General features: G+C 51.4%; 21 protein-coding genes. 3 read left to right on the top strand and 18 right to left on the bottom strand.

The genetic code is table 11. From position 1 onward, the window contains the following. Positions 1-18: 18 nt before the first annotated feature. From ACX93W_RS18355 to ACX93W_RS18285, 15 genes are all read right to left on the bottom strand, one after another. On the bottom strand, positions 19-1,104 hold the full coding sequence (locus tag ACX93W_RS18355) for a LacI family DNA-binding transcriptional regulator (RefSeq protein WP_459393828.1): 1,086 nt from the start codon (positions 1,102-1,104) through the stop codon (positions 19-21). A 17-nt stretch (positions 1,105-1,121) separates the two neighbouring features. Next, positions 1,122-2,402, bottom strand: coding sequence for an ABC transporter substrate-binding protein (locus tag ACX93W_RS18350; protein WP_459393827.1), 1,281 nt, complete (start codon positions 2,400-2,402; stop codon positions 1,122-1,124). After that, a complete protein-coding gene (locus tag ACX93W_RS18345) occupies positions 2,399-4,228 on the bottom strand; it encodes a cache domain-containing sensor histidine kinase (protein WP_459393826.1) in 1,830 nt (609 codons plus the stop codon). Before ACX93W_RS18345 ends, ACX93W_RS18350 begins: the two co-directional genes overlap by 4 nt. Before the next feature lie 46 nt (positions 4,229-4,274). Then, complete coding sequence (locus tag ACX93W_RS18340; protein ID WP_459393825.1) at positions 4,275-5,036, bottom strand: SDR family NAD(P)-dependent oxidoreductase; 762 nt, start codon at positions 5,034-5,036, stop codon at positions 4,275-4,277. Positions 5,037-5,617: 581 nt separating this feature from the next. Then, entirely contained in the window at positions 5,618-6,502 is an 885-nt protein-coding gene (locus ACX93W_RS18335) for an ABC transporter ATP-binding protein (RefSeq protein WP_459393854.1), read from the bottom strand. Positions 6,503-6,511: 9 nt separating this feature from the next. Beyond that, positions 6,512-9,373: an ABC transporter permease gene (locus ACX93W_RS18330; RefSeq protein WP_459393824.1), complete on the bottom strand. Its 2,862-nt coding sequence runs from the start codon at positions 9,371-9,373 to the stop codon at positions 6,512-6,514. 16 nt (positions 9,374-9,389) lie between these two features. Beyond that, positions 9,390-10,424 carry an efflux RND transporter periplasmic adaptor subunit gene (locus ACX93W_RS18325; RefSeq protein WP_459393823.1) on the bottom strand — a complete coding sequence of 345 codons (1,035 nt, stop codon included), beginning with the start codon at positions 10,422-10,424 and terminating at the stop codon, positions 9,390-9,392. After that, positions 10,408-11,112 carry an ABC transporter ATP-binding protein gene (locus ACX93W_RS18320; RefSeq protein ID WP_459393822.1) on the bottom strand — a complete coding sequence of 235 codons (705 nt, stop codon included), beginning with the start codon at positions 11,110-11,112 and terminating at the stop codon, positions 10,408-10,410. Before ACX93W_RS18320 ends, ACX93W_RS18325 begins: the two co-directional genes overlap by 17 nt. A gap of 206 nt (positions 11,113-11,318) precedes the next feature. Next, a complete protein-coding gene (locus tag ACX93W_RS18315) occupies positions 11,319-12,245 on the bottom strand; it encodes an AEC family transporter (RefSeq protein WP_459393821.1) in 927 nt (308 codons plus the stop codon). 63 nt (positions 12,246-12,308) lie between these two features. Beyond that, positions 12,309-14,177 carry an ABC transporter ATP-binding protein gene (locus ACX93W_RS18310; protein WP_459393820.1) on the bottom strand — a complete coding sequence of 623 codons (1,869 nt, stop codon included), beginning with the start codon at positions 14,175-14,177 and terminating at the stop codon, positions 12,309-12,311. Then, positions 14,143-15,918 carry an ABC transporter ATP-binding protein gene (locus ACX93W_RS18305; protein ID WP_459393819.1) on the bottom strand — a complete coding sequence of 592 codons (1,776 nt, stop codon included), beginning with the start codon at positions 15,916-15,918 and terminating at the stop codon, positions 14,143-14,145. The genes ACX93W_RS18310 and ACX93W_RS18305 overlap by 35 nt, the downstream gene beginning before the upstream one ends. Before the next feature lie 4 nt (positions 15,919-15,922). After that, positions 15,923-16,558: a PadR family transcriptional regulator gene (locus tag ACX93W_RS18300; RefSeq protein WP_459393818.1), complete on the bottom strand. Its 636-nt coding sequence runs from the start codon at positions 16,556-16,558 to the stop codon at positions 15,923-15,925. Between the two features lie 190 nt (positions 16,559-16,748). Then, positions 16,749-18,245, bottom strand: coding sequence for a methyl-accepting chemotaxis protein (locus ACX93W_RS18295; protein WP_459393817.1), 1,497 nt, complete (start codon positions 18,243-18,245; stop codon positions 16,749-16,751). Then, positions 18,242-18,814, bottom strand: a complete 573-nt coding sequence (locus ACX93W_RS18290) for a GNAT family N-acetyltransferase (protein WP_459393816.1) — start codon at positions 18,812-18,814, stop codon at positions 18,242-18,244. The genes ACX93W_RS18295 and ACX93W_RS18290 overlap by 4 nt, the downstream gene beginning before the upstream one ends. 139 nt (positions 18,815-18,953) lie before the next feature. Next, a protein-coding gene (locus ACX93W_RS18285; RefSeq protein ID WP_459393815.1) for an IS630 family transposase occupies positions 18,954-20,044 on the bottom strand; the annotation gives its coding sequence in 2 pieces (ribosomal slippage) (positions 18,954-19,526 and positions 19,529-20,044; 1,089 coding nt in all). A gap of 223 nt (positions 20,045-20,267) precedes the next feature. Between ACX93W_RS18285 and ACX93W_RS18280 the strand changes: the two genes are divergently transcribed. Then, positions 20,268-21,197, top strand: coding sequence for an ABC transporter ATP-binding protein (locus tag ACX93W_RS18280; protein WP_459393814.1), 930 nt, complete (start codon positions 20,268-20,270; stop codon positions 21,195-21,197). 4 nt (positions 21,198-21,201) lie between these two features. Further along, a complete protein-coding gene (locus ACX93W_RS18275) occupies positions 21,202-22,323 on the top strand; it encodes an ABC transporter permease (protein ID WP_459393813.1) in 1,122 nt (373 codons plus the stop codon). Positions 22,324-22,441: 118 nt separating this feature from the next. On the opposite strand, the gene ACX93W_RS18270 is transcribed toward ACX93W_RS18275, so the two are convergent. Beyond that, positions 22,442-22,810: an ArsR/SmtB family transcription factor gene (locus tag ACX93W_RS18270; protein WP_459393812.1), complete on the bottom strand. Its 369-nt coding sequence runs from the start codon at positions 22,808-22,810 to the stop codon at positions 22,442-22,444. A 248-nt stretch (positions 22,811-23,058) separates the two neighbouring features. Between ACX93W_RS18270 and ACX93W_RS18265 the strand changes: the two genes are divergently transcribed. Beyond that, positions 23,059-23,211: a hypothetical protein gene (locus tag ACX93W_RS18265; protein WP_459393811.1), complete on the top strand. Its 153-nt coding sequence runs from the start codon at positions 23,059-23,061 to the stop codon at positions 23,209-23,211. A gap of 110 nt (positions 23,212-23,321) precedes the next feature. Here the strand turns inward: ACX93W_RS18265 and ACX93W_RS18260 are convergent, their stop codons facing one another. Together ACX93W_RS18260 and ACX93W_RS18255 are read right to left on the bottom strand one after the other, a co-directional pair. Next, on the bottom strand, positions 23,322-23,627 hold the full coding sequence (locus ACX93W_RS18260; RefSeq protein WP_459393810.1) for a DUF6509 family protein: 306 nt from the start codon (positions 23,625-23,627) through the stop codon (positions 23,322-23,324). Positions 23,628-23,726: 99 nt separating this feature from the next. Then, on the bottom strand, positions 23,727-24,659 hold the full coding sequence (locus tag ACX93W_RS18255; protein ID WP_459393809.1) for a manganese-dependent inorganic pyrophosphatase: 933 nt from the start codon (positions 24,657-24,659) through the stop codon (positions 23,727-23,729). Positions 24,660-24,878 lie beyond the last annotated feature (219 nt).

Raw genomic sequence — 24,878 nt, 5'->3', positions numbered from 1 at the left:
GCGCTAAGGGCGAAGGAATCAGTCCTTCGCCCGCGTTGTTGTGCCGCGGTAGAGCAGCTCGCTGGCGAGCAATATTTTTTCCAGCGGCTCATCCTTGGCGGCAATTCTCTCCAGCAACCGCTGCACGGCCCGCCGCCCCAGGTTTTCTTTGGGCACATGAACCGTTGTAAGCGCCGGCTTGTAACGATACGCATCATCTATGTTATCAAATCCCGTAATGGATATATCGTCGGGAACGGCCAAACCAAGGCTTTCCATGGCAAAAGCGGCTCCGATCGCTATTGTGTCGTTGGCGCAAACCAGTGCGGTAGGCAGCGATCCCTTGAGCTGCAGCTCCTTGGCCCATTTTAGCGCCGTCTCCTGAAACTGCCCCTGCTCATATCCTTGCGCTTCCACAAGCTGCTCTTTCATTAATTGCCCGCTCCCTGGAACTGATCCATTCCATAAACCAGCCTCTTCCATGGCGCTGCGAAACCCCAAAAACCGGTCATAAAAGCTTCGTGAATACCGGGTATCGCCGATAAACGCCAGACGTTTGTGCCCGATGCCAATTAAATGTTTGGTCAAGCGGTACATGCTTTCATGGTTGTTGGCAAAAATCGTGTCGCTGGGGATCAGATGATCCTCATGATCCACCAGCACCATCGGCATGCCGATACGATGAACTTCAAGCAGAAGCGGCGTTGAAATTTCGCCTACCCCGATCAGTCCCAATATGCCGTTTGGATTCAGAAAATGAACCAAATGCTCCACGCTTTGCTCCGACACGATTACCATCCCGTAACCGTCTTCCTCCAGCCGTGAGGTGATACCGTCCAAAATACGGCCCCAATACAGGGATTCCTTCGTCTGAAAGCGGATGTTAGGCATCAAGACCAGCACGGATTGGCGTTTCGCTTTAGGCACCTTGGGCAGCTCCTCCAGCTTGAGCGATTTCATGTAGGCGTTTTTTTGCGTAAAATAACCCAGCTGGGCCGCCGCTTGTATGACCCGCTCTCTTGTTGCCTCGCTTACGCCGTCTTTGCCCGACAACGCTTTGGACACAACGAATTTGGAAACGCCAAGCGAATCCGCGATTTGCTGCATCGTTACTTTCTTGGACATAAGCCTTCTCTACTCCTCTAGCTTTCGCTCAAATGGCGCGCTTCCTTCCAGCGCCTGTTGTATTCGTCAAAAACCTTACCCAGCTCCGGCTCCGCAAGCCACTCCTGAATATATTCGCCGGACCAAAGCGAGATTTGCGCCGAAGCCGCTATCTCCAGCAATTTATCGCTAGGGACGCTTTTTTCCAGCAAAATAGGCTGAAACGACAGAAATTGCTCCAGCTGCGGCAGCGACGACTGCCTGCTCTCCTCGACTGGCAAAAAGCCGGAATCATCTACATAACCGGATTCATGCACAAAAAATTGCACCCATTCCGCCGCCAGCTCTTTTTCACTGCTGAACCGGCTGATGCCGACAAACCAATCCGGGCTAAGCGGCGCATGATGGACAGGCTCATTGTTGTACGGAAAAGGGAAAAATCCGATATCCTGTGATTCCGCGCCCGCGGCGATCACCTGATTAATCACCCAGTTGCCCATCAGATACATGCCTGCCCGGCCGGCAGCCAGCTCGGTTTTGCTGATTTCCCATTGATTGGCCATCAGCGATTCTTCGACGTAGCCTTGCTGGATCAATGATCGTACGATCATAATGGCTTCGCCCCATGCATTGTCAAGGCTCCACGGCTCGTCGCTAAATGCCATTTTGTTCAAATATTCGGGGTCGCCCGACATATAGCTGACCAGATCTTCGCCCCAAATCATCAACGGCCATTGCGCGCCGTAATTGAGATAAACCGGCACAATGCCGGCTTCCTTCAGCTGCCTGCACGCTTCAAAAAACTGATCCAGCGTGGTTGGCACTTCCCGTATGCCGGCAGCGGCAAACGCCCTTTTATTATAAACGATGCCTGTCGTAGACGCTCCGGCCGCAATGCCGTAGCGCAAGCCGTCATGAGCTTTAAAATCCGCAAAACGCGCATCGTAAAAAACGTCCTCCTGCAGGGGTTCGAAATAGCGGGACAAATCCTCGTTTTTCAAATTGTTGGGCAGCAGCAGAACATCGCCTTGCGTCCGCGTCGAAAGCCTTAGCATGATATCGCTGGTATAGTTGACCAGGCCTTCAAACTGGACGGATACCCCGGGATGCAATTCCTCAAAGCGCCGGGCATATTGTCCAAAAACTCCGTTATCGATCAAATCGACGCGGTTGGTGAGCACGACCAGTTGTCGTTCCTTGCCCCCTGCATCATCGGCGGGGGTTGCGGACGGCGCTTCGACATCCGGCGAAGAAAGACAGCTCCCCAGCAGCGCTGACATTGCGGCAATTAACAAACAAATCGTCCACTTGCTTCTCATGCCTCGTCCTCCTCTTCACCCAAACCATCAGATAACGGCAGCCTCAGCGTAATAACCGTGCCTTTCCCGAGGTAGCTGTTTATGGTCATCTCATATCCTCTGTCATAGTGCAGCTTCAACCGCTCGTTAACATTGCGAAGACCGATTCCTCCGCTGCCCCAGCCTTCCGACTGACGTTCGCCCTGCAAACCTGCAATTAACGCCTCCAGCCGTTCCTCTTCCATGCCGATGCCGTCGTCGCTAAGGGTCAGAACAACATCCTGTCCGTCGCGACTGCCGGCAAGGCCAATGATCATCATCGGCTTGTCGGGGTCCATCCCATGGTAAACCGCATTTTCCACGATGGGCTGAAGCACCAGCTTAATGACCGGATAATGGAGCAGCTCAGGGGAAATATCGATTGCCAGGCGGAAACGTCCGGGATATCTGTAGTTCAATAGCTCCACGTAGTTGCGCACATGGTGGATTTCGTCGCCCAGCGTAACCTCTTCATGCAAATCGCTGATGCCGTATCTCAGCAGCTTGCCCAAAATCTCCAGCATATCCGCAGCGTCCTGATCATCGTTGACCTCCGCGGTCATTCGGATGGATTCCAGCGTATTGTACATAAAGTGGGGATTGATCTGATTTTGCAGCGCCTGCAGCTCCGCTTCTTTCTTTTTGGTCTCCATATGGTAAATGTCGCGGATCAATTGGCCGATATGTCCGATCATCCGGTTAAACTGGTTGCCGAGCTGCCCGATTTCGTCACGGTATTTTACCTGGAATTGCACATCCAGATCGCCTTCCCGCACACTCTTCATCAGGCGCATCAGCTTGCGCAGCGGATTGGTAAGAGCATAAGCCATAAAAAAGGAAATAAGCATGGCAACGAGCAGCGTCACGATCATTGCGGCCCATGTTACATTTCGCACCAGCACTGCATCGCGGGTCAGCTCGCTTACGGGAATGGATGTTATGACCTTCCACTTCGTGTTCGGCGAGGTGGAATACATATACAATCGTTTGACGCCGTCCCGCTCGCCGTAAAAGCTGCCTTTTTCCCCTTCCGCCATCCTGAAGGCGTAGTCCTGGGACATGCTGGTGGCCATAACGGCAGGGTTGCTGTCGTATACAACCATCCCCTCTTCGTCCACGATAAAGGAGCTGCCTTTGGTGACGCTGTCCAATTCCCGTATGCCGTCTTCAATGACGCTCATATTGGCGTCAACCGCAATCAGCCCGATAGGCTGCAGCGATTTGTCGAAAATTTTGCGCACAACGGTAAAAGCATGCTTTTCGCTCTGCAAATTGCTGATGTACCGCTGAGTGCTGATGAGCCTGGCTTCGCCGCCGGAATCCTCCGCGCTATCCAGCCAAAGGCGATAGCTGTCCTTCAGGTTAAGCCGAACGCCGCCGCTTGAGGTCGCGTAATAGACATTGCCGAATTGATCAAAAATGTAAACGGAGTTGGCCCCCCGCTTGATTTGATTAATAAACGAAATGTTACCTTCAATGCCGCGTTGAATCGACAGCAGCAAATTAAACTCGTCCGGTATCGCATCGCCCCCGGATTGTCCGTTGGCGATTCCGCGCTGCTCGTAATAGCGATTGGAGCGCATCAGATTTTGCCTGATTTCATCCTGGTATGCCGGGACGGAGGAAATCCGCACCATATCCTCGATGTAATCGTCGATTCGGATCATCATGCTGTCCAGCATATTGGTGGAAAACAGAATGGTTTTTTCCTCCAGCGAGCGGGAATAGTTGTTGTAGGTAATATATCCGATAAAGGTAAGCGGAAGCGCCGTCAGCAGCAGAAAAACAAGGAACAGCTTGCGCTCCATTCTGAGATTTCCAAAAAAAGTACCCGCAGATTTTAGGCCCATGGCGTTAAATGGCCGGCATTACGTTGCCGCCGCTTACCGGAACGTAAGCTCCTGTAATAAAGCTTGCCAGATCAGATGCCAAAAAAGCAACAACGTTGGCAATTTCCTGATCGGTTCCTCTGCGCCCCAGCGGCACGCTGCGGCTATAGCCTTCGCTGATTTCGGTGCCGGCTTCACGGTCTCTGTCGCTTACGGTCCAGCCCGGAGCGACCTGATTGACGGTAATGCCGCTAGGTCCCGCCTCGCGCGCCAATACGCGGTATACGCCGTCCATACCGCGTTTTCCCGCGACATAAGCGGATTGCCCCGGCAAATTTTGCATGGCGCTTTCCGTATTGATGCCGATAAAACGGCCGTATCCTGCCTCTATCATATCAGGAACAAAGGATTTTGCCAGAAACACGCTTTGCAGCACGCAGGACTGGAACTGGCTCACATAGTCCTCTGCAGGCTGCTCCAGCACCGATTTCCAAGGATATTGAATAACCGCGTTGGCGATCACAATATCGACATGTCCCAAGGAAGATTTAATCTGTTCCTTCATAGCTGCTACAGCTTCCTCGCTCGTGATGTCGCCTTGCACGGCAATGGCCTCTCTGCCCGACGCGGCCAGCTCACGGCAAAGCTCCTCCGCTTTGGCGGCGTTACTGTTATAATGAACGGCAACGTTAGCTCCGCAGCTTCCCAGTGTCCGCACCATCACTCTGCCCAAATCGCCGGTTGCTCCCGTAATCAGAGCTGTTTTTCCCAAAAGGTCGATATTCAATCCAATCTCCCCCGTAAAATTAGTTTTGTTATATTTTTTATTATTCGTTATGCTACCAAAATGTCAACTGTTTTCTGTAGTTATAAGAGAATTTCAGCGGAGTGGCCGCCATTTGAAAAGTTCTTCCTATTGTAGTTGTTCCCAGATTCCACTGAATAATAGGATCTAATGGTGGAATCCGGGAACACAAACGAACGCTTGAAACGTTCTGGAAGAACATCGCATCGCAAGCATATGCTTTTCTCCAGAACTATTCACACTCTGGCCTGTCGCTTGTTTCTATTTTTGAACTTATAGGGCATCCAAAACCTGATAACGAAGATACTTATGGGACCAGAGAAAAAAAGCCATCCGCCGCTTCTCTCTGTTTTCACAGTTAGACAAGCGGCGGAAAGCTTTTTGGGACTTTGATTATGTGTGAACCAGCAAGCGACAGAGGAGGGATAGGAGGGCTCGCTCATCGAGCCGATTTGTTGATCAGGGAAGCATCGCTCATCTAACGAATTTGTTCGTCAGGTAGGCAACCTCGCCTAATCATCTGGTCCAGTGCTGCCTAATAGCCTAGCGTCCAGCGCCGTCGGCTATTCTTCCTCCGTCTCCTCCGGGGGCAGCAGAACAATACGCCCGTCACCTAGCTCCACTCTTAGTTTATTGCTTTGCTTTACGCCGATTTTTTCCAAATAATCCGATGGCACCTGAAGACGTCCCGCTTTATCCAGAATCGCGTATTCAACATGCGTGCCGTCGCCTTCAAGCTCCTCGAGCTCGGCCATCTCCTCCGCATAGGAAACGCGTCGAAGCATCTCGGAGGAAATTTTGCCGTCGCGGATTGCCGCAACGCGGTCTACCTTTTTGGCCAGCTCCGGATCATGCGTCACGATTACGATCGTGATGCCCATCGTTTTGTTCAGCTCCCGGAACAAATCCAGGATTTGCTCCGACATCTTGGCGTCTACCGAACCTGTCGGTTCGTCCGCTAGCAGCAGCCTTGGCTGATTCGCCAGCGCAATCGCGATGGCAACCCGCTGCTGCTCGCCGCCGGACAGCTGGTAAAGCTTGTTGTTCGCCCGGTGTCCCAGCCCAACGGCATCCAGCAGCTCCTTGGCGCGCCAGCGCTTGCGGCGGCCCGTCAGCAGAACGGGCAGCTCCACGTTTTCCAGCGCGGTCAAATAAGGGATGAGATTGCGCGCGTTATTTTGCCAGACAAAACCAACGCTTTCCCGCTTGTAGCGCACAAGCTCGCGCTCCTTCATCTTCAGCAGATCTTTGCCGTCGACCATCAGCTTGCCAGCGGTTGGTTTGTCCAGGCCTCCCAGCATGTTCAGCAGCGTTGATTTGCCGCTTCCGCTGTTGCCGATAATCGCCATCAGCTCGCCCTGCTGAATTTGCAGATCGAGCCCTTGCAGCGCAAAAACCTCCAGATCTGCGGTTTTGTATATTTTGACCAATCCTTCGCAATGGATCATTGCCATAGCCTAGTCCTCCCCCAGCTTGAGCGCTTGATGGATGCGCAGTCTGGACAGCATAAAGCCCAGTATTGCCAGCCCCGCAATCAGCATAAAGCCCGTCAACGCATAAATGCGCAGCATGTCTCCCGTCTGGAACTGAACGATAAACGGCGGCACCAGACTGCTGGGATTAAAGGCAATTTGAAAGCTTGGCACAAACAGCTTGCTGGCCGTATTGCCTACGCCGATGCCAATCGCCACCGCAACGCCGGAGGTCAAAATTTGCTCCGCCGCCAGCATGCCGATCAAGCTTTTGAGCGACAGGCCGATGGCTCGCAGAATGCCGTTTTGCAGCATGCGACCCTTCAGCGACAACACCCAGTACAAAAGGAAGCCGATAAAGCTGACCAGAATCGACAAGACAAACCCAAGGGTCAACACGCCGTTTAGCGCCAGCAGGAACGGATCGTTTTTGGCGCGCACGAGGCTGTCCCGCGTATTTTCCACATTCGTCACCGCCAGCCCGCTTTCGGCGATGCCGTCATACAGCTCCTGAACCGATGCGCCGTCCTCCAGCTTCAGCCAAACCTTGTATGGTTCAATCGCCAGTTGAAGCTGAATGCGCGACAGATGGCCCACAATGAGCATCGGCGCGGCGCCGCCCCCGGCGGTCGGCGGGTTGGGATTAAAGGTCGGGAAATAATCCACGATGCCGTATACCGTAAACGGCTGCTGCGTCACCTCTGTCCAGCCGATCCAGATCGCATCGCCTGCCTTCAGCCCTTTTTGCTCCGCCAGGCTTCGGGAAATCAATACGCCTTTGGTGTCGGCGGCCAGCAAATTCAAATAGTCATAGAAATGGTGGTCCAGCAAGCCGTCTCTGAACCATGACGTCCGCCCGAACTCATCGGTATCAATCCCCATCAGCACGGCGGACCCGGATTCATTGCCGGAGAAAAAATCAGCTTTGGGCTGCACGAACACCTTGGCTGCGCTTTCCACTCCGGGCAGCTTGCGGAACGGTTCGAATGGCGGCTCCAAATAATTAACCTTCCCGGTGGATGCCACCGCTCCCCCGGAACCAGGAGCGCCGCCGGGCATCTCGGGAGGAGGGGCGTCATTGATCCAATTGACGTCCAGAATCATGTCCGCGCCAGCCGCATAGCTGATGCGGTCCTCCGTATTTTCATTAATCGTTCTGGCGGCGGACGCGCTGAATACACCCGTCGCAATCGTCATAACAAGAAAGATCATTAGGAATTGGTATTGGCTGCTGGAACGCCCCACTTGTATAAGCGTGGCATACAGAGACGGCGGCCACCATTTGCGTCCAATCCAATACACAAGCCGCAGCAGCCAGGGATACAGGCGCAGCAGCAGCAAACCTCCGCCCATAATAAACAAGGCGGGTATGACGAACTGCAGCGGATCAATGCTGAGATCCTCCGCCCCAAGCCCCAACGCCTGCAAGTCCTCCTGCCGCTTGCGGAAATTGTACAGGCCGTACAACGACAAGCCCAGCGCGATGACATCCAGGAACAGCTTATGCCACAGCGGCGTTTTGAGCAGCCTTGCCAGCTGCTGCTTGTGTCCCACGATGGAAATGCGCGTGGCCGCTATAACGGGAATCATCATGATCAGCAAGCAGGCTCCCGCCGTAATGGCGGCGTATTCCCAAGCCTCCTTCGTTATGCGCACCGGCAGTTTTACCCGCTGAACGAATTCCAGAAAGCCGCTGGAAGCGCCCAGCACATTGGTCAGCAGGCTTCCCAGAAAGGGACCTGCCGCAAAGGCGATTCCGCACAGCAGAAGCCCTTCCGCAAAGTAGGAGGCAATGATTTGCCATCTGGCGGCCCCGCGGCTCCTCAGGACCGCGATTTCGTTTTTTTGCCGCTCCGTGATCAGATTGGCCACCATGAACATATAGAAGGCAAGCATAATGAGCAGGGGAATATTAAGCGCCCACATAAGCGTCTTCAGCTGCTCCGCCCGCTCCGTATATTGAGACAGCGTGGACAACGCTCGCGATTCCAATCCCATCTGGTAGAGATAGACCTTTTTGTTCAGCTCCAGCTTGATGGCGTCGAAGCTGCTTTGAAAACGGGCGATGCTGTCCAGCTCCATCTTGCTGTAATCCATTACCAGATGCCAGCCCGTGCCGCCGATTGGCAGCGATTGCTGCTCCAGCAGCAGCTCCTTGGCGGACTCGTACGGCATCATAAAGCTGCTGCTCATGTCGCTTAGATTGCCATAGCGGAAATAAACATCATCCTCCGCTGCTTTGCGGAAAACGCCGACGACTTTCATTTTGATCGGCTGTTCCAGCTTTTCGTCTTCCAGTGAAAACTCTGTATTCAGCACGGTTTTAAAATGGTTAAGCGCGCGTTCGGTTACCATGACCTCATAAACGCCGTCAACCGGAACGGGGGAGGGCAAGCGCCCATCCTTAATCTCAACATGCTTTTCCAGGTTTTCGTAAGATTTGACGGTCATCCGCTGCATATTGTTCGAAGTAAGCGGTTTGGGATCATCGGCCCGCTTCATTTTGAGCGAAAGCGCGTAAAGCTCGTTGTTCAGCTCCAGCACAGGCAGCCCAAAACCCGCCGCCCCGTCCCCGCGTATATAATCGTCCATCCGCTGGTACTTGCTTCTGATTTCCTCCGGTTTTTCGTCGGAGAAAAACATATGACCGTACAGGGCCCCGGGATATTGTCCCGTATCTCCCTGCAGACGCTCCAGATCCTTAACCAGCATTCGCGTAAGCACGGCTTGGGAATAAATCGGCATGCTGCTGACCAGCGCCACGGATATGGAAATGCCAAGAAACAAGCTGCCTACAAGCCACTTGTTTTGCACCATTTTGCGAAAAATCATAATTAATAATGCCATGACCAACCTCCGTATATTATGGCAGCACGACCAGCATGCCTTCTTCCAGCCCCGCCGTAATTTCAACCTCGGTTGAGCCGGAAATGCCAGCCTCTACATCCACTTCGCGGATGTTGTCGCCTTCCTCCAGCACTCGGACGAAGTTACGTCCCAGATAGGTGCGCAGGCCGCTGCGAGGAATGACCAGAGTATCGCGGCTTTCCTGAAGCAAAATCCGGATATTGACACTGCCGCCGATTTCCGCGCTTTCAGGCAGCTCCGCATCAATAAAAATCATTTTGGAATTGCGTTCCTTAATCACGGGGTCATCGGAAAATGGAGCGGACGCCGGCGTTTGCGTCACCTTGCCCTCCACAACGGTGTTGTCCCTGAATTCCAGCTCTACCCTTTGCCCAACGGACACCATGTTGACATCAGCCGATGTGCTCCCCTGAAAAGCGACTCTCAGCTTGGAGGGGTCCGACAGTATAACAAGCGTTTCATGCGGAGCTACGCCTTGCCCTTCCTCCATCTCGGCCAAATACGTCACCTGGCCGTCAATGCCCGCCAGCAGCTGCTTGCTGTTGTAAGCCTCCAGCAGACGCTCATATTTGATTCGATCGATTTCGTATTGCAGCTGCGCAATGGCGATATTGTCCGCATCCTCCGAAAGCTTGGCGGATTTTAAAGCCGCCCTGGACTTGACCATATTCAGCTCATGCTGCTTGACGTTAATGTCCATATCTCCCACATCAAGCTGGATCAGCACATCTCCCGTTTTGACCTGATCGCCCTGCTTGACCATTACTTCCTTGACGCGACCGCCCTCGGCCGTAAACTTGGCCGCCTCGGAGGAGTAGGACTCCAGCGTTGCGCTTCCTTTGATTTCCTTGGCAATATCGCCGCGTTTCACTTCAACGGTTCTGTAGCTTTCCTGCGGCGGCTTCACCAGCGGCGGAAGCAACGTCTCTTCTTCGGCGGGCAGCAGCGAGCAGCCCGACAACAACAGAGCAGTCCCCAGCGCCATGGCAAGCAGCGAGGCTTTGAAGGTTTTGTTACGATGGAACAACAATTCTACCATCCTCCAGTTCATACACATGATCAACGATTTCCATAATGGCGGGGTCATGCGTCGTCATAATAATGGTCATGCCGGTGGATTCCACCAGTCCGCGAAAAACCTTCATAATTTGCAGGCCCGTGCGGCTGTCCAGCTCCGCCGTCGGCTCGTCCGCAAGCAGCAGCTTGGGTTTGTGGGCGATGGCCCTGGCAATCGCCGTACGCTGCTGCTCTCCGCCCGATAGCTCGAAGGGCCGATGATGCATGCGGCCTTTTAAGCCAACCTGCTCCAGCGACGCTTCCGCAGCCGCCTTCCGCTCCCCGGCGGGAACGCCCGCGACGCGAAGCACAAATTCAATATTTTCGTAGGCGGACATTAGCGGAATGAGGGCAAACGATTGAAAGATCAGCCCCATTTCCTTGCGGCGGATATTATCTCTTTCTTTATCCCCCAGCGAGGACAACTTTCTGTCCTGAAAAATAATTTCCCCTTCGCTCGGCCTGTCCAGCGCGCTGAGCAAATTGATCAGCGTTGTTTTGCCGGAGCCGGAACGGCCCTTAAACGCGATCAGCTTGCCTTGTCCGATAGAAAGATCAACGCCTTTTAGTACATGCACGGCCCCCGTTCCGCGTCCAAAAGACCGCTTGACAGCGTTTGCAACGATAATAGGGGCAGTGGTTGCGACTTGCTCCAAAAACATCCCTCCATCCAGCTAGGGGGTGTCTTAAAACTTCAAGGGACACACCCTGATGTATCCGGTTTCATTTATCATCTTTTCCCATTTTAACCTCTGAGCTACAGCAGCACAATAGTTTTGTCGCGTAAATACGTAATCCCCCCTAATGCAAAAAAGAGAAGCCCTAATCTGTCTCTGCGACACAAAAGGGCCTCCCCGTTATTCCATCCTTATAAACGCAAAAAGAAGATAACCGCCGTTACGGTTAATACGCTCAGCACAGTGGATACAAAAACCGACTGGGACGCAAACTCCGCTTCGTTATCGAATTCCACTGCCAGCAATACGCTGCTCAGCGAAGTCGGGACAGCAGAGGACACGATCAAAGCGGCCGCAGTCAGCTTGTCGATCCCCAGCAGCATCACGATTAACCATGCCGCAAGCGGTCCGCCCGCCAGCCGCAGAAAAGCCGAGATGGACACATCAAATGCCATCGTTTTTTTGACAACCCAGTTCATGTTGCCTAGTTGAACGCCAAGCGTAATCAGCGCCGTGCCGATAAAAGCGCCTGACAAATAGGTAATCGGCGTTTCGATAGGCTGCGGGATAGGAATTTGCAATCCCCTCATGATAAAGGCGATGGGAATGACATAAATAATCGGCATGCTAAAAATCGTCCGCCATACCTTCCGCATATCCGCTTTATGCGCGTTCACGTTGTACACGCCATACGTATTGGGCAGCAGCGCCTGCATCATCATGATAATAACCTGGATCGCCATCGTTTCCTTCAGTCCATGAAACGCTAGCTGATTCAGCGGAATTCCGTAATTTGCGCTGTTGTAAAACAACACGCTGTTGCGCATGGCGCTTTTCATGCCGGGCGAATAGCCCCGCAGCCGGATCACAATCTCTACCATGATATATTGCAGGACAGCCAGCATCACGAAAAACAGCAGCACTTTTCCGATCAGGCCGTATGAAATCTCTGTTTCGTACAGCAATTTGAACATGATAGCCGGTGAAAATAAATAAAAGTTCAGTTTGGTCAACGTCTTGATATCCAGCTTGAAGCAGCGCTGAAGTATGATCCCAAGGCCAATGACGATGCTCATGGGCAGCACGTTGGTCAACAAAATATGAAAAAATATAGGCATTGCCGTCTCTTCTTTCTGTTCATCCGCTCATGATGATTATTGAAAGCCTCACACATACTATCATTAGTTTATAGCATCTGCCTTCTCTGTCAATGATTCATACTGAGCGGCTTCTCCTCCACCTTGCGAATGAGAATAAAGCTTGGCGTAATAACCGCCCCTTGCCAGCAGCTCCCGGTGTTTTCCTTGTTCGACAATTTTGCCTCTGTTCATGACCAAAATCCGGTCCGCTCCCATTATGGTGGACAACCTGTGCGCGATGACAAGGGTGGTCCTTCCTGCCGAAACCAGGCTCAGCGCCCTCTGAATCAGTTCTTCGCTATAGGAATCCAGATTAGCTGTCGCTTCGTCCAAAATGAGAATCGGCGGCTGGAATACGATGATACGGGCAAAAGAAAGCAGCTGCCGCTCCCCGGCGGATAATCCGCTTCCCCGCTCCGATAGCCGGGTATCGTAACCGTCGCTCAACCTCTCCACAACGCTGTCAGCGCCGACAAACCGACAGGCCGCAATGACATCCTCACGGCTTATGCTATCATCAAACAAAGTCACGTTTTCGATGATGGTGCCGGAATACAGATAAGGCTCCTGCTGCACCAGCCCGACCATTCGGTGCAAGCTGCGCTGGGGGATGCTGCGGATATCGATTCCATCTATACTGATGTTGCCCCGGTCCACATCATAGAAGCGGCATAACAGGCTGATCAGAGAGCTTTTGCCCGCGCCTGTCGCCCCTACGATTCCGATTAACTCGCCTGGTTTGATAGCCAGGTTCAAATCCGTTATAACGGGATGCCCCTCGCGATAAGAAAACGTCACACCGTCAAACCGGATGTTGCCTTTCACCTGATCCAATTCGACCTCGGCCGTCCCTTCCTCGCGGTCATTAACGACGGGCTTGCTGTCCAGCACGGACCATATCCGCGTAACCGCGACCGTAGCCGACTGAAGCGTATTCCATTGCTGGGTAATGGTGTTGATGGGATTAAAAAACTGGCGGATATACGTTATAAACGCATACAGTACGCCAAACTCCATCTGTTTGCCCAGCACCGCCCAGCCGCCAACCCAGGTCACAAAAGCGATGCACAACGTGCTTAAGATTTCAAAGGTCCGTCCAAACAGCACATGCGTCCGGACTTCCCGGATATTGGCTTTGAAATATACGCCGTTTCGTTCCTGAAACTGCCTCTCCTGCTCCTTCTGCTGATGAAACACTTGAATCAGGTTCATTCCCGCCAAATTTTCCGCTACAAACGCCACCAAACGCGAAAGCCTGGTTCTAGCCTGTTGGTACGTTTCCCTCATATAAGAGCGGAACAGAACCGCGATCACGAATATTACCGGCAAAATAAACAGGCAATACGTAGCCAATTCGGCATCCAGTTGAAACATCATCACAATGATAAAGACGAGGGTTAACCCGTCCCGGAACAGGCTAAGCAAAACCTGGCTAAAAAATTGATTTAATGCCTCCGTATCGCTCGACACATGAGTAATCAGGCTTCCCCCGGACATACGGTCAAAATAGGACATCGACTGTTTTAAAATATGGCTGAACAGCCGCTTGCGGACAGTTGCGACAATGCTTTGCCCGATTCGCTGCAGCAAGTTGTTTTGCAAATAAGTGAAAAAGAAGCTGCTTGCCGACAAAGCGAAATAAACAATGCAGATAAGAAGCAAACCCTTGTAATCGTTGACGCCTGCCAACAAATTATCGTCGATGGCTATCTTCATCAAATAAGGCTGAAGCAAATCCGATAATATCGCAATCAATGTACAGCCAAACACGGCGGCAAATCCGAGGGCATGCTCCCGTATATAACCCGATAACGCGCGGAAAGCAGATACGTATTGCGGCTTCGGCTTATTTTCGCCGTCATTGCCTTGCTCCTCGTTACGCCTCCCTCTGTTCGCCCATTTGGGACCCATGCCTCATTCCCCCCTCCTGTATGGCGTACAGCTCGCGGTAAAAGCCGTCTTTGCTCAGCAGCTCGTCATGAGTCCCCCGCTGCACAATAACTCCTTCGTCCAGCACGATGATCTGGTCGGCATGTTTAACCGAACTGATTCGGTGGGCGATGATAATGGTGGTTTTACCCTTGCGCTCTTTGGCAATGGTAGACAGGATTTCCCGTTCCGTAACGGCATCCACCGCGCTGACGCTATCGTCCAGAATCATGACGGGCGCTTTTTTGATCAATCCCCTCGCCAGGCTGGTCCGTTGTCTCTGCCCGCCGGAAAGCGTCAAGCCGCGTTCTCCCAGCTTGCTCTGGAAGCGGTCGGGCAGTTCCGCGATCTGCTGAAAGATGCTGGCCTGACGGGCCGCCTCCTCTACCCGCTCGTTCTCCGCGTCCCGACGGTAAAATGCGATATTGTCGCCGATAGTGGTACTGAACAGGAATCCGTCTTGCGGCACATAGGCGATACCTTCACGCAAATTTTCCAGCGCCATATCTCTGACATCTACGCCCCCGTAGGTTATTGATCCAGGCGGCGGATCGTAGGTGCGCAGCAGCAGCTTCATCAAGGTCGTTTTGCCGCTTCCCGTTCGTCCGACAATTCCCAACGTAGTGCCGGAGGCAACGCTCACATTAATATGCTTCAATACGAGGCGGCCCTCCGACCCGTAAGCAAAGGTCAAGTTGTTGAACGTGATGTCCGCTTTTGCCAAATCTACAGTTACGGCTCCTTCCGCCTCAACAATGTCCGGACTTTGGGACAAAAGTTCGTTGAGCCGCTGTAGAGAAGCGCGGGAGCGCTGAATGGAGTTGACAACGTTGCCGATTTGCTGAAGCGGATTCATCAGCATGCGCACATATAGGGTCAGAGCAACAAAGCTTCCCAGCGATAACCCTCCATTAATGGCCAAGTAGCCGCCCACCGCCAATGCAATAACAAGCGCCATTGTGCCAAGGAGCGGAATCAACGCCTGAAAAAAAGAGGACACCTTGACGAGCCGCAATTGATTGGCTGTAATTTGATCCACAGCGCGGCCGAATCGTCCCTTCATAATGGGCTCCACCGCAAACTTTTTGGTAACCCGGATGCCGCCGAACTGTTCCTCCGCCATATCCGTCATGGCTCCCAGAGACTCCTGCACCTCGCGCGAACGCGACCGGATAACGGGCCCAAGCTTGACGACGATAAACGGAATAAGAAGCATTGGCGCGATACATGCCGCAATCAGATACAGCGGTATGCCGCTAGTGATCATCATAACCAAAGCCGCGACAAACAGCATGACCGCATTGGATGTGGCGTTAAACCCCATCGCAATGGATTCCCGAACCGCCGAAACGTCGTTCATAAAATAGCTAAGCAGCTTGCCGACGCCATTGCCGGAATAAAACCGCTCGCTCATTCCGGTGAAATGCCGGAAAAGCTTGCCGCGCAAAATCGACTCAAAACGCCGGCCTACGTGCATAACGAGATAAGTAGCCGTTCCGCTGAACACCACGTGACCTATGCCGATCAAAAGCAGCAGCAGGCTGTAATCCAATACCAGAGAACGGGTTAACTCGCCGAGCTGCAGCTTATCCGCAAATTGTCCAAGCACTCTGGGATAATACACATGAATCAGATTGGCAATAAAATGCAGCGACAAGGACAGCGCATAAACCGGCCATGCCTGTCGGAAAAAATGGACTAACAGTCGCGGGTTATTCTCCAAATTTTTACTCCCCTCTTCCTTCCGGCGCGGTGTCGCTCCCCTCTATCAGAAGAGCTAAAGACTTTTTCAATTGCTGCAAAATAACTCGTAGCTCCTCTGCCTTTCCGGCATCGCCGATCGCAGACCGTTCCGCCGCCTTCAGCAAATGAAGGAGCTCCTTGCCTTTAGGCGTTAATCTGCGGTTTCTTTTTCCGCCGACTCGTTCTCCCTCTCCTTCAGCCACTCCTCCGGAATTGTCATCTCCGGCATCTCCGGCATTTGTATTGTGCGGCTTGCAATGCCCTTCGCAGAGGTGAGGCCCCTCCGCCTTCTCTTTCTCCTCGCTCAAATAAGCCCGCCCTTCGGCAGTAATTTGAAAAACCCGTTTCCCGTCCTGTTTGCTGGATTCCACGAATCCTTGATCGCGAAGCATTTGCAGTGTGGGATAAATCGAACCCGCGCTGGGCTGATACGTTCCGCCGGATTGCTCCTCAAGCGCCTTCATCATCTGGTAGCCGTGCATATTTTCCCCCTCCAGCAGCTCCAGCAGCGCAAACTTAACTCCTCCACGGCTAAAATAACGCCTGCCCGATCCGCTCGTTTCCCTTTCTCCGCCAAGATGTAAAAATAGCCGTTCCTCCTCGCGCCACTCTTCTTTCATATCTATGCTCCTTCACTTAACGATATATCGTAATAAAATGAATTCTATACGATATATCGTTAACGCGCAATACTTTTATACTCGAACAAACTTGTATCGGACAAAAAAGGCCCGCCCTATCTATTCCCTGAAGGAATGATAGAGCGGGCCGTCTACGCGCTACTGAAAACGAGCTTTTTAAACACACATTTTAGGCGCTCGGTTTTTGCTCCGAAAGAGTCTTTAATTCAGAAACGAGGCTATCCAGCTTCCCGTATTCCTCAACCATCACTGCAATTTTCTGGTTCTGGGATTCCATGCTCGCTTGCACTTCCTCCACCGACGCCATGTTTTGCTGCGTCGTTGCCGCGATGCTGTCCAACTCAACTGCCAGCTTACCGTAACGCTGGTAGAGGCGTGTCGAACCTTCTCCTAATTGTTTTGAATGCTCTTTAGCCTGATGAGCGTTGCCGTTAATGCCTTGGAACAGCTCTACCGACTTTCGCGTAACCTCGTCGCTTTGCTTGACCGCTTCTTGACCTTTCGTTACGCCTGCATAGGCTTCGTCAATTTGCGTCCGAATTTCGCTCAGAATACTTCCGATTTCCTCCGTAGACTTACGGGAATGATCCGCCAGCTTGCGCACCTCGCCGGATACGACGGCAAAGCCTCGGCCATGTTCGCCTGCGCGCGCCGCTTCGATTGCGGCGTTAAGGGCCAGCAGGTTGGTTTGCTCCGAAATGTCGCTAATGGTATTCACGATGGCCGTGACCTGTTCATTATGGCGCTGCAGCAATTCCATGCTTGAAACCGTTTTTGACATAATGGCTCCCAGCGACGCCATCTCGGCCGCCAGCTTCTCCAGCTCGGCGCTGTTCTGATCCGTCAAGCTGACGTTTTGTTCAGCATAATGCTGAAGACTGGAAGCCCCGTCCCGCAGCCGGCCCATAAACTCTTCAATTTCCTGAGCCGATTCGTTTATGGATACGACACTGCCCGTTTGCTTCTCGATCGCCGCCGTCATTTCGCTGAAAGTACCCGTTACTTCCCTCGAGATCGTTCCAGTGGAATGCACATGCTGCTGCTGGTCGCGGCTAAAATTCGTCAAAATGCCGATTGACGATTTTAATTGCTCCAAAATACTTTCAGACAACCGCTGCGCTTTAACCGCTTCGCTCTGCCGCTCGGTGACCTCTTTCTGCAGCTTGGCGCTGAAACGGGCCGAAATCGCCATTCCCGTTGTCGCAAAAGCCAGGTACAGGAACAGTAAAACCAAAGACTCGCCCTCGCCCGGAAACAACCTTTCCTTATAAAAAGGATCAAGAAACAAATACGTGCTCAACCCTGCCCCAAGTACACCGGTCAAAATAATCGGCTTATAGTCGGAATAAAGGGACACAATCGCCAGATTAACGTAGACGAGAAAATAAGTGCTGACGATAGGATTTGGATCCGACAAAATTAACAGCGATACGATGATCGTCAGGTTGCACGGCACCACGTATTTGACAAAACGGCTGCCGATTCTGAGATAGGTCATCGCGGTAGCGATTCCGCCTGTAAAGGCTCCAACACCGGCAAGCAGCAAAATGACTTTAAGCTCAAGGCCAATTGCAAAGTCGGTCAAAATTCCCAGTGCAAGCAAGCCCCATATAATGTTGACCTGCAGGCGATTCCGTTTGTCTAGTACCGTCATGGTATGTTTCATCTAATATCCACCTGTTCTATTATGCGATTTGTCTTCGGGTCAACCAGCCATTCATAATGCTGCTTGTTGCGATACATGGCTTCCATGTCGAATATAACGGGTACTACAAAATCTCCTTTGTAAAAAAGCCGATCGCCGATTCGCTCCAGCGGAATTTTGAACGTGATTTTCAATGCCCGCAAAAAAACGGGCTCCAGCAGGGAGACAAAATATCGGATATTGCGTTTTTCCGCACAATGGACAGCTGATGAAAGCAAGGCCGACAAATAGTTCCCTTTGCTTCTGTATGCTCCTAGCAGTGCGATTTTGTCGATTTCAGCGACGGACGATCCTTCGCCAATGACTTTGGGATGTAAATGGAAAGGAGCAGTTTTGTTGATCTCGCTGTTTTGCAGGTCATAAGGCTTGATCTCGGAAGTGCCGATGCAGTGTCCCTCATCAGTCATCACAATATAACGGTCAAGGACTGTATCTGAAAACTCGAGTTCAAATCCCTTCTCCATCCATACTGTTGTCCAAATTCCGTTAAACATCGCTAATTCCAGCTCATTCTCCACTGTCTTGAACATGAATTCCTCACTATCTCCCCATTCATTTCTATATTTTTCTTTATAACATTTCTACATGAATTATTTATTTGACAAAAACATTTAGAATCCTTCTTTTACATTTTTAAATAAATATGAATAATTAACTATATAAGTTCAACTAATGATTTTCAGGCTCAATAAGCTTCTGCAAGAAAGATTCCATGCGGACACACAGACGGTCAATGATAGCCCATTTATTTTTGGAAATCTCGTCCATGAAGATCTTCACATTCTTGCGAATCTCGGCGACCGTATGATAAAACACATTGTTGATGACGTCAGCTTTCAGCCATTTCCATAGCCCTTCCACAACGTTAAACTGCGGGCTGTATGGGGGCAAGAAGACGAATTCCAAGCGACCATCCTGCTCATCCAGAAAAGGTTGCAGTAATTTCGCATGATGAATACGGGCATTGTCCAGCACCATCACGATCTTGCCTGCAGGATAATGGGTAAGGACGGTTTTCAGGAAAGTCAAAAACGTTTCCGCTGTGTACTGTTCATCTTCTCGCCATACAATTTTACCACTCACATAGTCAACCGTCGCGAGTAGTTTCACACCGCGATGTTTGCCAGTGGTCGGAATGATCCGCTGTTTGCCTTTCTCAAACCAGTTTTGTTGTAAAGCTTGATAGTCTCGAATCATGCTTTCGTCTTCAAACAGTAAATGATGGATCTCGTCATTCATTAGTCTTTTTTTAACTCAGGAAACCGTTCACGGACAAACTCCTTCTGCTTGGCTTCATCGGCTGCTTCGAGCGTATAAGTCGGTTTAGTAAATCGCAGATCTAGTCGATGCAGTAATTTAGCCATGCCCGCGATCGTGTAGCTTCGTTCAAACTCACTCTTTACATAAGCAGCAGCCAAAGCCAGCGTCCAATTGTGCTTGGCCGGAAAACCAACTTCGTGTGGGAATTTCGTAATGATGGTCTGCTTGAGTTGTTGTTGCTGCTGGGCGGTCAATTGTTCAGGCGCACCTGTAGAGATCCCCATCACCAAGCCATCCAATCCTTTTTCTTGATAGGATCTGAGGTAGGTGTTCACCGTTACAGGGTTTCTGCGAATGATCTCTGCTATTTCGGTCACCGGGATCTGCTTCACAACATGTAAGTAGATCGTCAGGTAGCGTTCATACATCCGACGATTTTTCTCTTGTTTAAGCCGTGTTTCTAGTGTTTGTTGGTCTGCTGGTTGGATTTCCAAGATCATCACTCACCGTCTCCATTGTTTCCTTAACTATTCGACGTGCGTGGCGGAAATCCATTCCAGTTTTTAAGAAACTTTAGTTGAACTTATATAGTAAGTACTGACAGCTCAGTCCCAAGACCTAGTTACTTTGCAGCCGAGGACGGAGCATGCCCGGAAAGTGTTAGATTATAATGGTAAAAGAGAACAAACCGATTATAAATCAAGCAGGAGGAGTGAAGCAGAAATGCCGGTACTGAAAGTCAGCGGGTTAAAAAAATCGTTCGGGAGCGTTCATGCCGTACGCGATATCAGCTTTGCCGTAGAAGGAGGCGAAATCTTTACGATCATCGGTCCCAACGGAGCAGGTAAAACGACAACGCTGGAGATGATTGAAGGGCTTTTGCCGCCCGACTCAGGCGAAATCGCCTTTGGCGATTTGAATTGGAACCGCAATACGGAACAAATCAAAATGGAAATCGGAGTTCAGCCGCAATCAAGCGCATTATTCGATCTGCTTACCGTGGAGGAAACGCTGGAGCTGTTCGCAACCTTTTATACCCATACGAAACCGGTCAGCGAAGTGCTGGAGATGGTTAACTTGACGGAGCAAAGCAATCGCCATGTGCGAAAGCTCTCGGGAGGCCAAAAACAGCGGCTGGCCATTGGGCTGGCCATGATCAATGATCCTAGCATTATTTTTCTGGATGAACCCACGACGGGACTGGACCCCCAAGCACGGCGCAATATTTGGGACATTATTCTGAAGCTGAAGGAAATCGGCAAAACGACGATATTAACGACCCACTACATGGAGGAAGCCGAGAAGCTTAGCGACCGCGTGTGCATTGTGGATCAGGGACGCGTCGTGACGCTGGATACACCGAGTGCTCTGATTGACCGGCTTACCAAGGAGCGCGAAGTCCGCTTAACGCTTACGGACGGAGAAGAAGCCGCATTGGCAACGGAGCAAGCCGCATCGGGACTGGACACCGTAACCAAAACCGTTCGCGAAGGCAACTCGTTGCAGGTTTGGACCACTCATCCCGAGGACACGCTTTATTCGTTATTCGGATTCACCAAGGAGAACGGTTACCGGGTCGAGCAAATCTCCATTCGCGAGATGAGCCTGGAGGATGTGTTCATTGCGTTTACAGGAAAGGAATGGAGGGATTAAGAAGATGGCTTTTAAGCAATTTTCCAGTATGTTTTCCGCTCAGGTCAAAATGATGTTTCGGGAAAAGCAGGTATGGTTCTGGAATATCTTTTTTCCTGTTATTTTGATGGTCCTGTTCATGATTATTTTTGGCGGCGGCAGTTTAGGAGACGGCTTTCAGGCCAAAATTGCCGTTGTCGACGAGAAGCCTAACGCTTCCTCCGCCATGCTGCTGGAAGGCCTCAAGGGCGTTCCGGTGTTGACGCTGAAAGATGAATCCCCCGTAAGTCTTGAGCAAGGCGAAGAATGGGTCAAAGATAAGGATATCGATGCGCTGATCGTTCTTCCGTCCCAGGAAGGCACGGCGGAAATCGGCCTCATCATTAATATGGAACGGGAGAGCGGAGCTACGACGCAAGCTGTAGCCGGCATTCTGGATCAAATGGTTCAGGGGATGAACTTTGCCGTGCTTGGAGCAGAGCCTCAATACAGCGTTTCGATGAAATCCATCACATCCGCTTCGGACGACATCAGCTACCAGGCCTTTTTGCTCACTGGCATGATCGGCCTTGCCATAGCCCAAGGCGGCTTGTTCGGCATGGTGGATCAAGTCGATATGCGGAAACGCGGCTTGCTTAAACGGCTGCATATGACTCCGGCCAGAATGGGACTGTTCGGACTATCCGGCATGATCGTCCGCCTGATGCTGGGCGTTGTTCAAATCGTACTGTTGACGCTTGTGGGCGTCATCGGCTTTGGAGCCAATCTGGACATCAATCCGCTAACGCTGCTGATTGCCTTTTTTGGCGGGGCGCTTGTTTTCAACGCCATGGGTTATCTGATTTCCTCCTTTAGCAAAACGATGGAGGCCTACATGGGGATCGCCAACATCGTAAGCATGCTGATGATGTTTTTAAGCGGCGTATTTTTCCCCGTGGAGACGCTCCCGGAATGGCTGCAGGTCGTGCCAAAGCTGCTGCCGCTTACCTACTTTGTTGAAAGCCTGCGCGATGGCATGATTTATGCTACCGATATTTTCTCCGCCAACTTCTGGACGGGAATAGGTCTTATGGCCATATGGGGCATCGTAAGCTTTGTGCTTGCCGCCCAGCTCTATAAGAGCAAATCCATCTCGTCAGTACGATAGCAAGTAAAAGCCCCGATGGGACCTTGAAACGGTCCTTCGGGGCTTATTTTTGCCGGAAGCCGGCTTGTATCGAGGTAATCGCACGAACCGTGCAGCGCCCCCTGCTCCACAGCCATCCTCAGTTATGCTTCAGATGTTGAAGGGTCAGCACAATCAGCTGCTCCACATGGTCGTCATCCAGTGAATAAAAGACCGTTTTGCCAACCTTCCGCCGCTTGACGATTCTCATATTCCGCAGCAGCCTGAGCTGATGGGAAATGGCGGATTGGCCCATGCCAAGCACTTGGGTCAGGTCATGCACGCAAAGCTCCGACTGCAAAAGAGCATGTATAATCCGAATCCGCGTCGGGTCGCCAAGCGCCTTGAACAGATCCGCCAGCTCCGTAGCGGTAGTATCATCTACCAGCTTATCCTTTACGCTGGACACATCGGCGTTTGTGCCCGCACAGGTTTCATCGCATGAAGCCGATAACGTTTCGTTTGTCATCAGGCACCCCCGTCCTTTTTACAGCCCATTATAACATTCCCTGATAAGCGTCGCCACCAGTGAACTAACAAGCACCGAGAACGGCGAGCATCCGGCACCATAAGCGCAGCCATAAGACCGAGAAGCGCCGCAGGCAGGTAATCAGCGGCGGCTGACCGATGGACAGCATTGGATAGCATTTCCTCGGGACGGCAGTTCCTCTATAATAGAGAATAACGATTGCCAGTTTCACTAAGGGGGAATGCATCATGTTTACATTGAAGGAAAAAATATACCTGCTGAAAGCGTTGAAGGCCATGCAGCGCTGGAGCTTTAGAAAAAAGGACCCGCTGCACGACTCTCTTGTGGAAAAACTGGAGCAGATGATACGTAACGAGCAGGTGAATAAAGAGCATCTCTAATCTGAAAAGCCGCTTATGCACTCATTCCGGGATATATAAACAGCGGCATTTCAGCCCGGCTCCGGAACAATGCCGCTGTCTATGCTATTTTAAATCCATATTCACACCGTCTACTGACTAGCCCCTTCAAGCTCCGATACCTGCCCCCGGCAAAAGTCCGAAACCGCCGCAAGCTCATCTTCTTCCATCTCCATGTCGATGTAGCTGCCGGTTGTTGTCGTTTGAAACTCGTATTTGGCAATTTCCTGCCTGTCTCCATCCTTTAGGAACACAACGCGCAGCGAAACTCCTTCTTCATGGTAAAGCTCATCGTCCTCCTCTACCTCCAGACTCAACAAAAGCTCATACCGTTCCCCTGTTAAAATGCCAAAAGGGTCCTTCATTTTTTCCACGCTGTATTCCGTAATGCTAAACATAGGGTTGTCCCTCCAGAAACGGCAAAAGCAGCCCGGAAAACTTCTTGCGAAGCTCCGGACTGCTTCAACCGGTTAATTTGATTTTTAGTATAGGATATTTTACAGAGCGCTAAACGTTTCCGTCAGCACTGGCACGATTTGCGATTTGCGGGATACAACGCCCTTCAGCAAAGCTGTATTGTTTTCCAGCTTCACGTTGTACGCTTTTTCCACGGCTTCGGCTTTGGCGCCAAGCGCCAGACCGATGGAATCGTTATTGAGGATATCCGTCACAACAAGCAGGAACAGGTCCAGCCCTTTTTCGGCGATAATGCCGTTAAGCGCAGCTTCGACTTCAGGCTGGCGGCTCAAAACGTCGTTTGTGTCAACGGCGTTGACTTGAGCGATTTCCACTTTGTAGCTGCCCATGGAAAATTCTTTTGCATCCAGCGAAATCAGCTGTTGAACGGTTTTGTCGCTCAGATCGGCGCCGGCTTTAAGCATGTCCAATCCGTAGGATTCAGCATCAACGCCAGCGATAGCCGCAAGCTCGCGTGCCGCTGCAACATCCTGCTCCGTGCAGGTTGGCGATTTGAACAGCAGGGAGTCGGAAATAATCGCGGAGAGCATCAAGCCCGCAATCGTTTTTGTGATTTCGACGCCATTTTCCTTGTACAGCTTGTTCAAAATGGTAGCCGTACAGCCAACAGGCTCAGCGCGGAAATAGAGCGGGCCGGCCGTTTCGAAGTTGGCGATGCGGTGGTGGTCGATAACTTCCACTACGCGGACTTTGTCGATATCGTTGGCGCTTTGCTGGCGCTCGTTATGGTCAACCAAAATGACGTCTTTAGCTTCGTCGGCAACGTTCTCAACGAGGCGTGGCGCTTCCACTCCGAAGTAGTTCAGCGCGTATTGCGTTTCGCCGTTAACTTCGCCCAGGCGAACTGCTTCAACATCAGCTCCCAGCTTGCTTTTCAGATCCGCATAAACGATAGCGGAAGTAATGGTGTCGGTATCGGGGTTTTTATGCCCGAAAATAAGTGTTTTGGACATGATATAGGCTCCTTGTTCTCTTTATTGATCCGTCATTGGCATGCTGCCGATACAGATCTTTGTTTTTTACAACAAACCAGCTTGTACATTCCTTTAAGAACTTCTAACTTTGATTATACCTCTAAGTTCAATGTATTCCTATACCCATACCATGATTTTCGCAGGAAATATCATTGGGTATACTTAAATATAAGCTCAAAAAGCTCGTTTTTCAGTAGG

The sequence above is a fragment of the Paenibacillus sp. CAU 1782 genome (assembly GCF_054551715.1).
Note: the sequence above shows the minus strand (reverse complement) of the source record. Positions and strands in the feature narration are given on the sequence as shown.

Bases quoted from the DNA above. Each gene is read 5' to 3' on its own strand.
- ACX93W_RS18355 (WP_459393828.1), bottom strand. From the start codon at position 1,104: ATGTCCAAGAAAGTAACGATGCAGCAAATCGCGGATTCGCTTGGCGTT.
- ACX93W_RS18350 (WP_459393827.1), bottom strand. From the start codon at position 2,402: ATGAGAAGCAAGTGGACGATTTGTTTGTTAATTGCCGCAATGTCAGCG.
- ACX93W_RS18345 (WP_459393826.1), bottom strand. From the start codon at position 4,228: ATGGAGCGCAAGCTGTTCCTTGTTTTTCTGCTGCTGACGGCGCTTCCG.
- ACX93W_RS18335 (WP_459393854.1), bottom strand. From the start codon at position 6,502: ATGATCCATTGCGAAGGATTGGTCAAAATATACAAAACCGCAGATCTG.
- ACX93W_RS18330 (WP_459393824.1), bottom strand. From the start codon at position 9,373: ATGGCATTATTAATTATGATTTTTCGCAAAATGGTGCAAAACAAGTGG.
- ACX93W_RS18320 (WP_459393822.1), bottom strand. From the start codon at position 11,112: ATGTTTTTGGAGCAAGTCGCAACCACTGCCCCTATTATCGTTGCAAAC.
- ACX93W_RS18315 (WP_459393821.1), bottom strand. From the start codon at position 12,245: ATGCCTATATTTTTTCATATTTTGTTGACCAACGTGCTGCCCATGAGC.
- ACX93W_RS18310 (WP_459393820.1), bottom strand. From the start codon at position 14,177: ATGGGTCCCAAATGGGCGAACAGAGGGAGGCGTAACGAGGAGCAAGGC.
- ACX93W_RS18300 (WP_459393818.1), bottom strand. From the start codon at position 16,558: ATGAAAGAAGAGTGGCGCGAGGAGGAACGGCTATTTTTACATCTTGGC.
- ACX93W_RS18295 (WP_459393817.1), bottom strand. From the start codon at position 18,245: ATGAAACATACCATGACGGTACTAGACAAACGGAATCGCCTGCAGGTC.
- ACX93W_RS18290 (WP_459393816.1), bottom strand. From the start codon at position 18,814: ATGTTCAAGACAGTGGAGAATGAGCTGGAATTAGCGATGTTTAACGGA.
- ACX93W_RS18280 (WP_459393814.1), top strand. From the start codon at position 20,268: ATGCCGGTACTGAAAGTCAGCGGGTTAAAAAAATCGTTCGGGAGCGTT.
- ACX93W_RS18275 (WP_459393813.1), top strand. From the start codon at position 21,202: ATGGCTTTTAAGCAATTTTCCAGTATGTTTTCCGCTCAGGTCAAAATG.
- ACX93W_RS18270 (WP_459393812.1), bottom strand. From the start codon at position 22,810: ATGACAAACGAAACGTTATCGGCTTCATGCGATGAAACCTGTGCGGGC.
- ACX93W_RS18265 (WP_459393811.1), top strand. From the start codon at position 23,059: ATGTTTACATTGAAGGAAAAAATATACCTGCTGAAAGCGTTGAAGGCC.
- ACX93W_RS18260 (WP_459393810.1), bottom strand. From the start codon at position 23,627: ATGTTTAGCATTACGGAATACAGCGTGGAAAAAATGAAGGACCCTTTT.
- ACX93W_RS18255 (WP_459393809.1), bottom strand. From the start codon at position 24,659: ATGTCCAAAACACTTATTTTCGGGCATAAAAACCCCGATACCGACACC.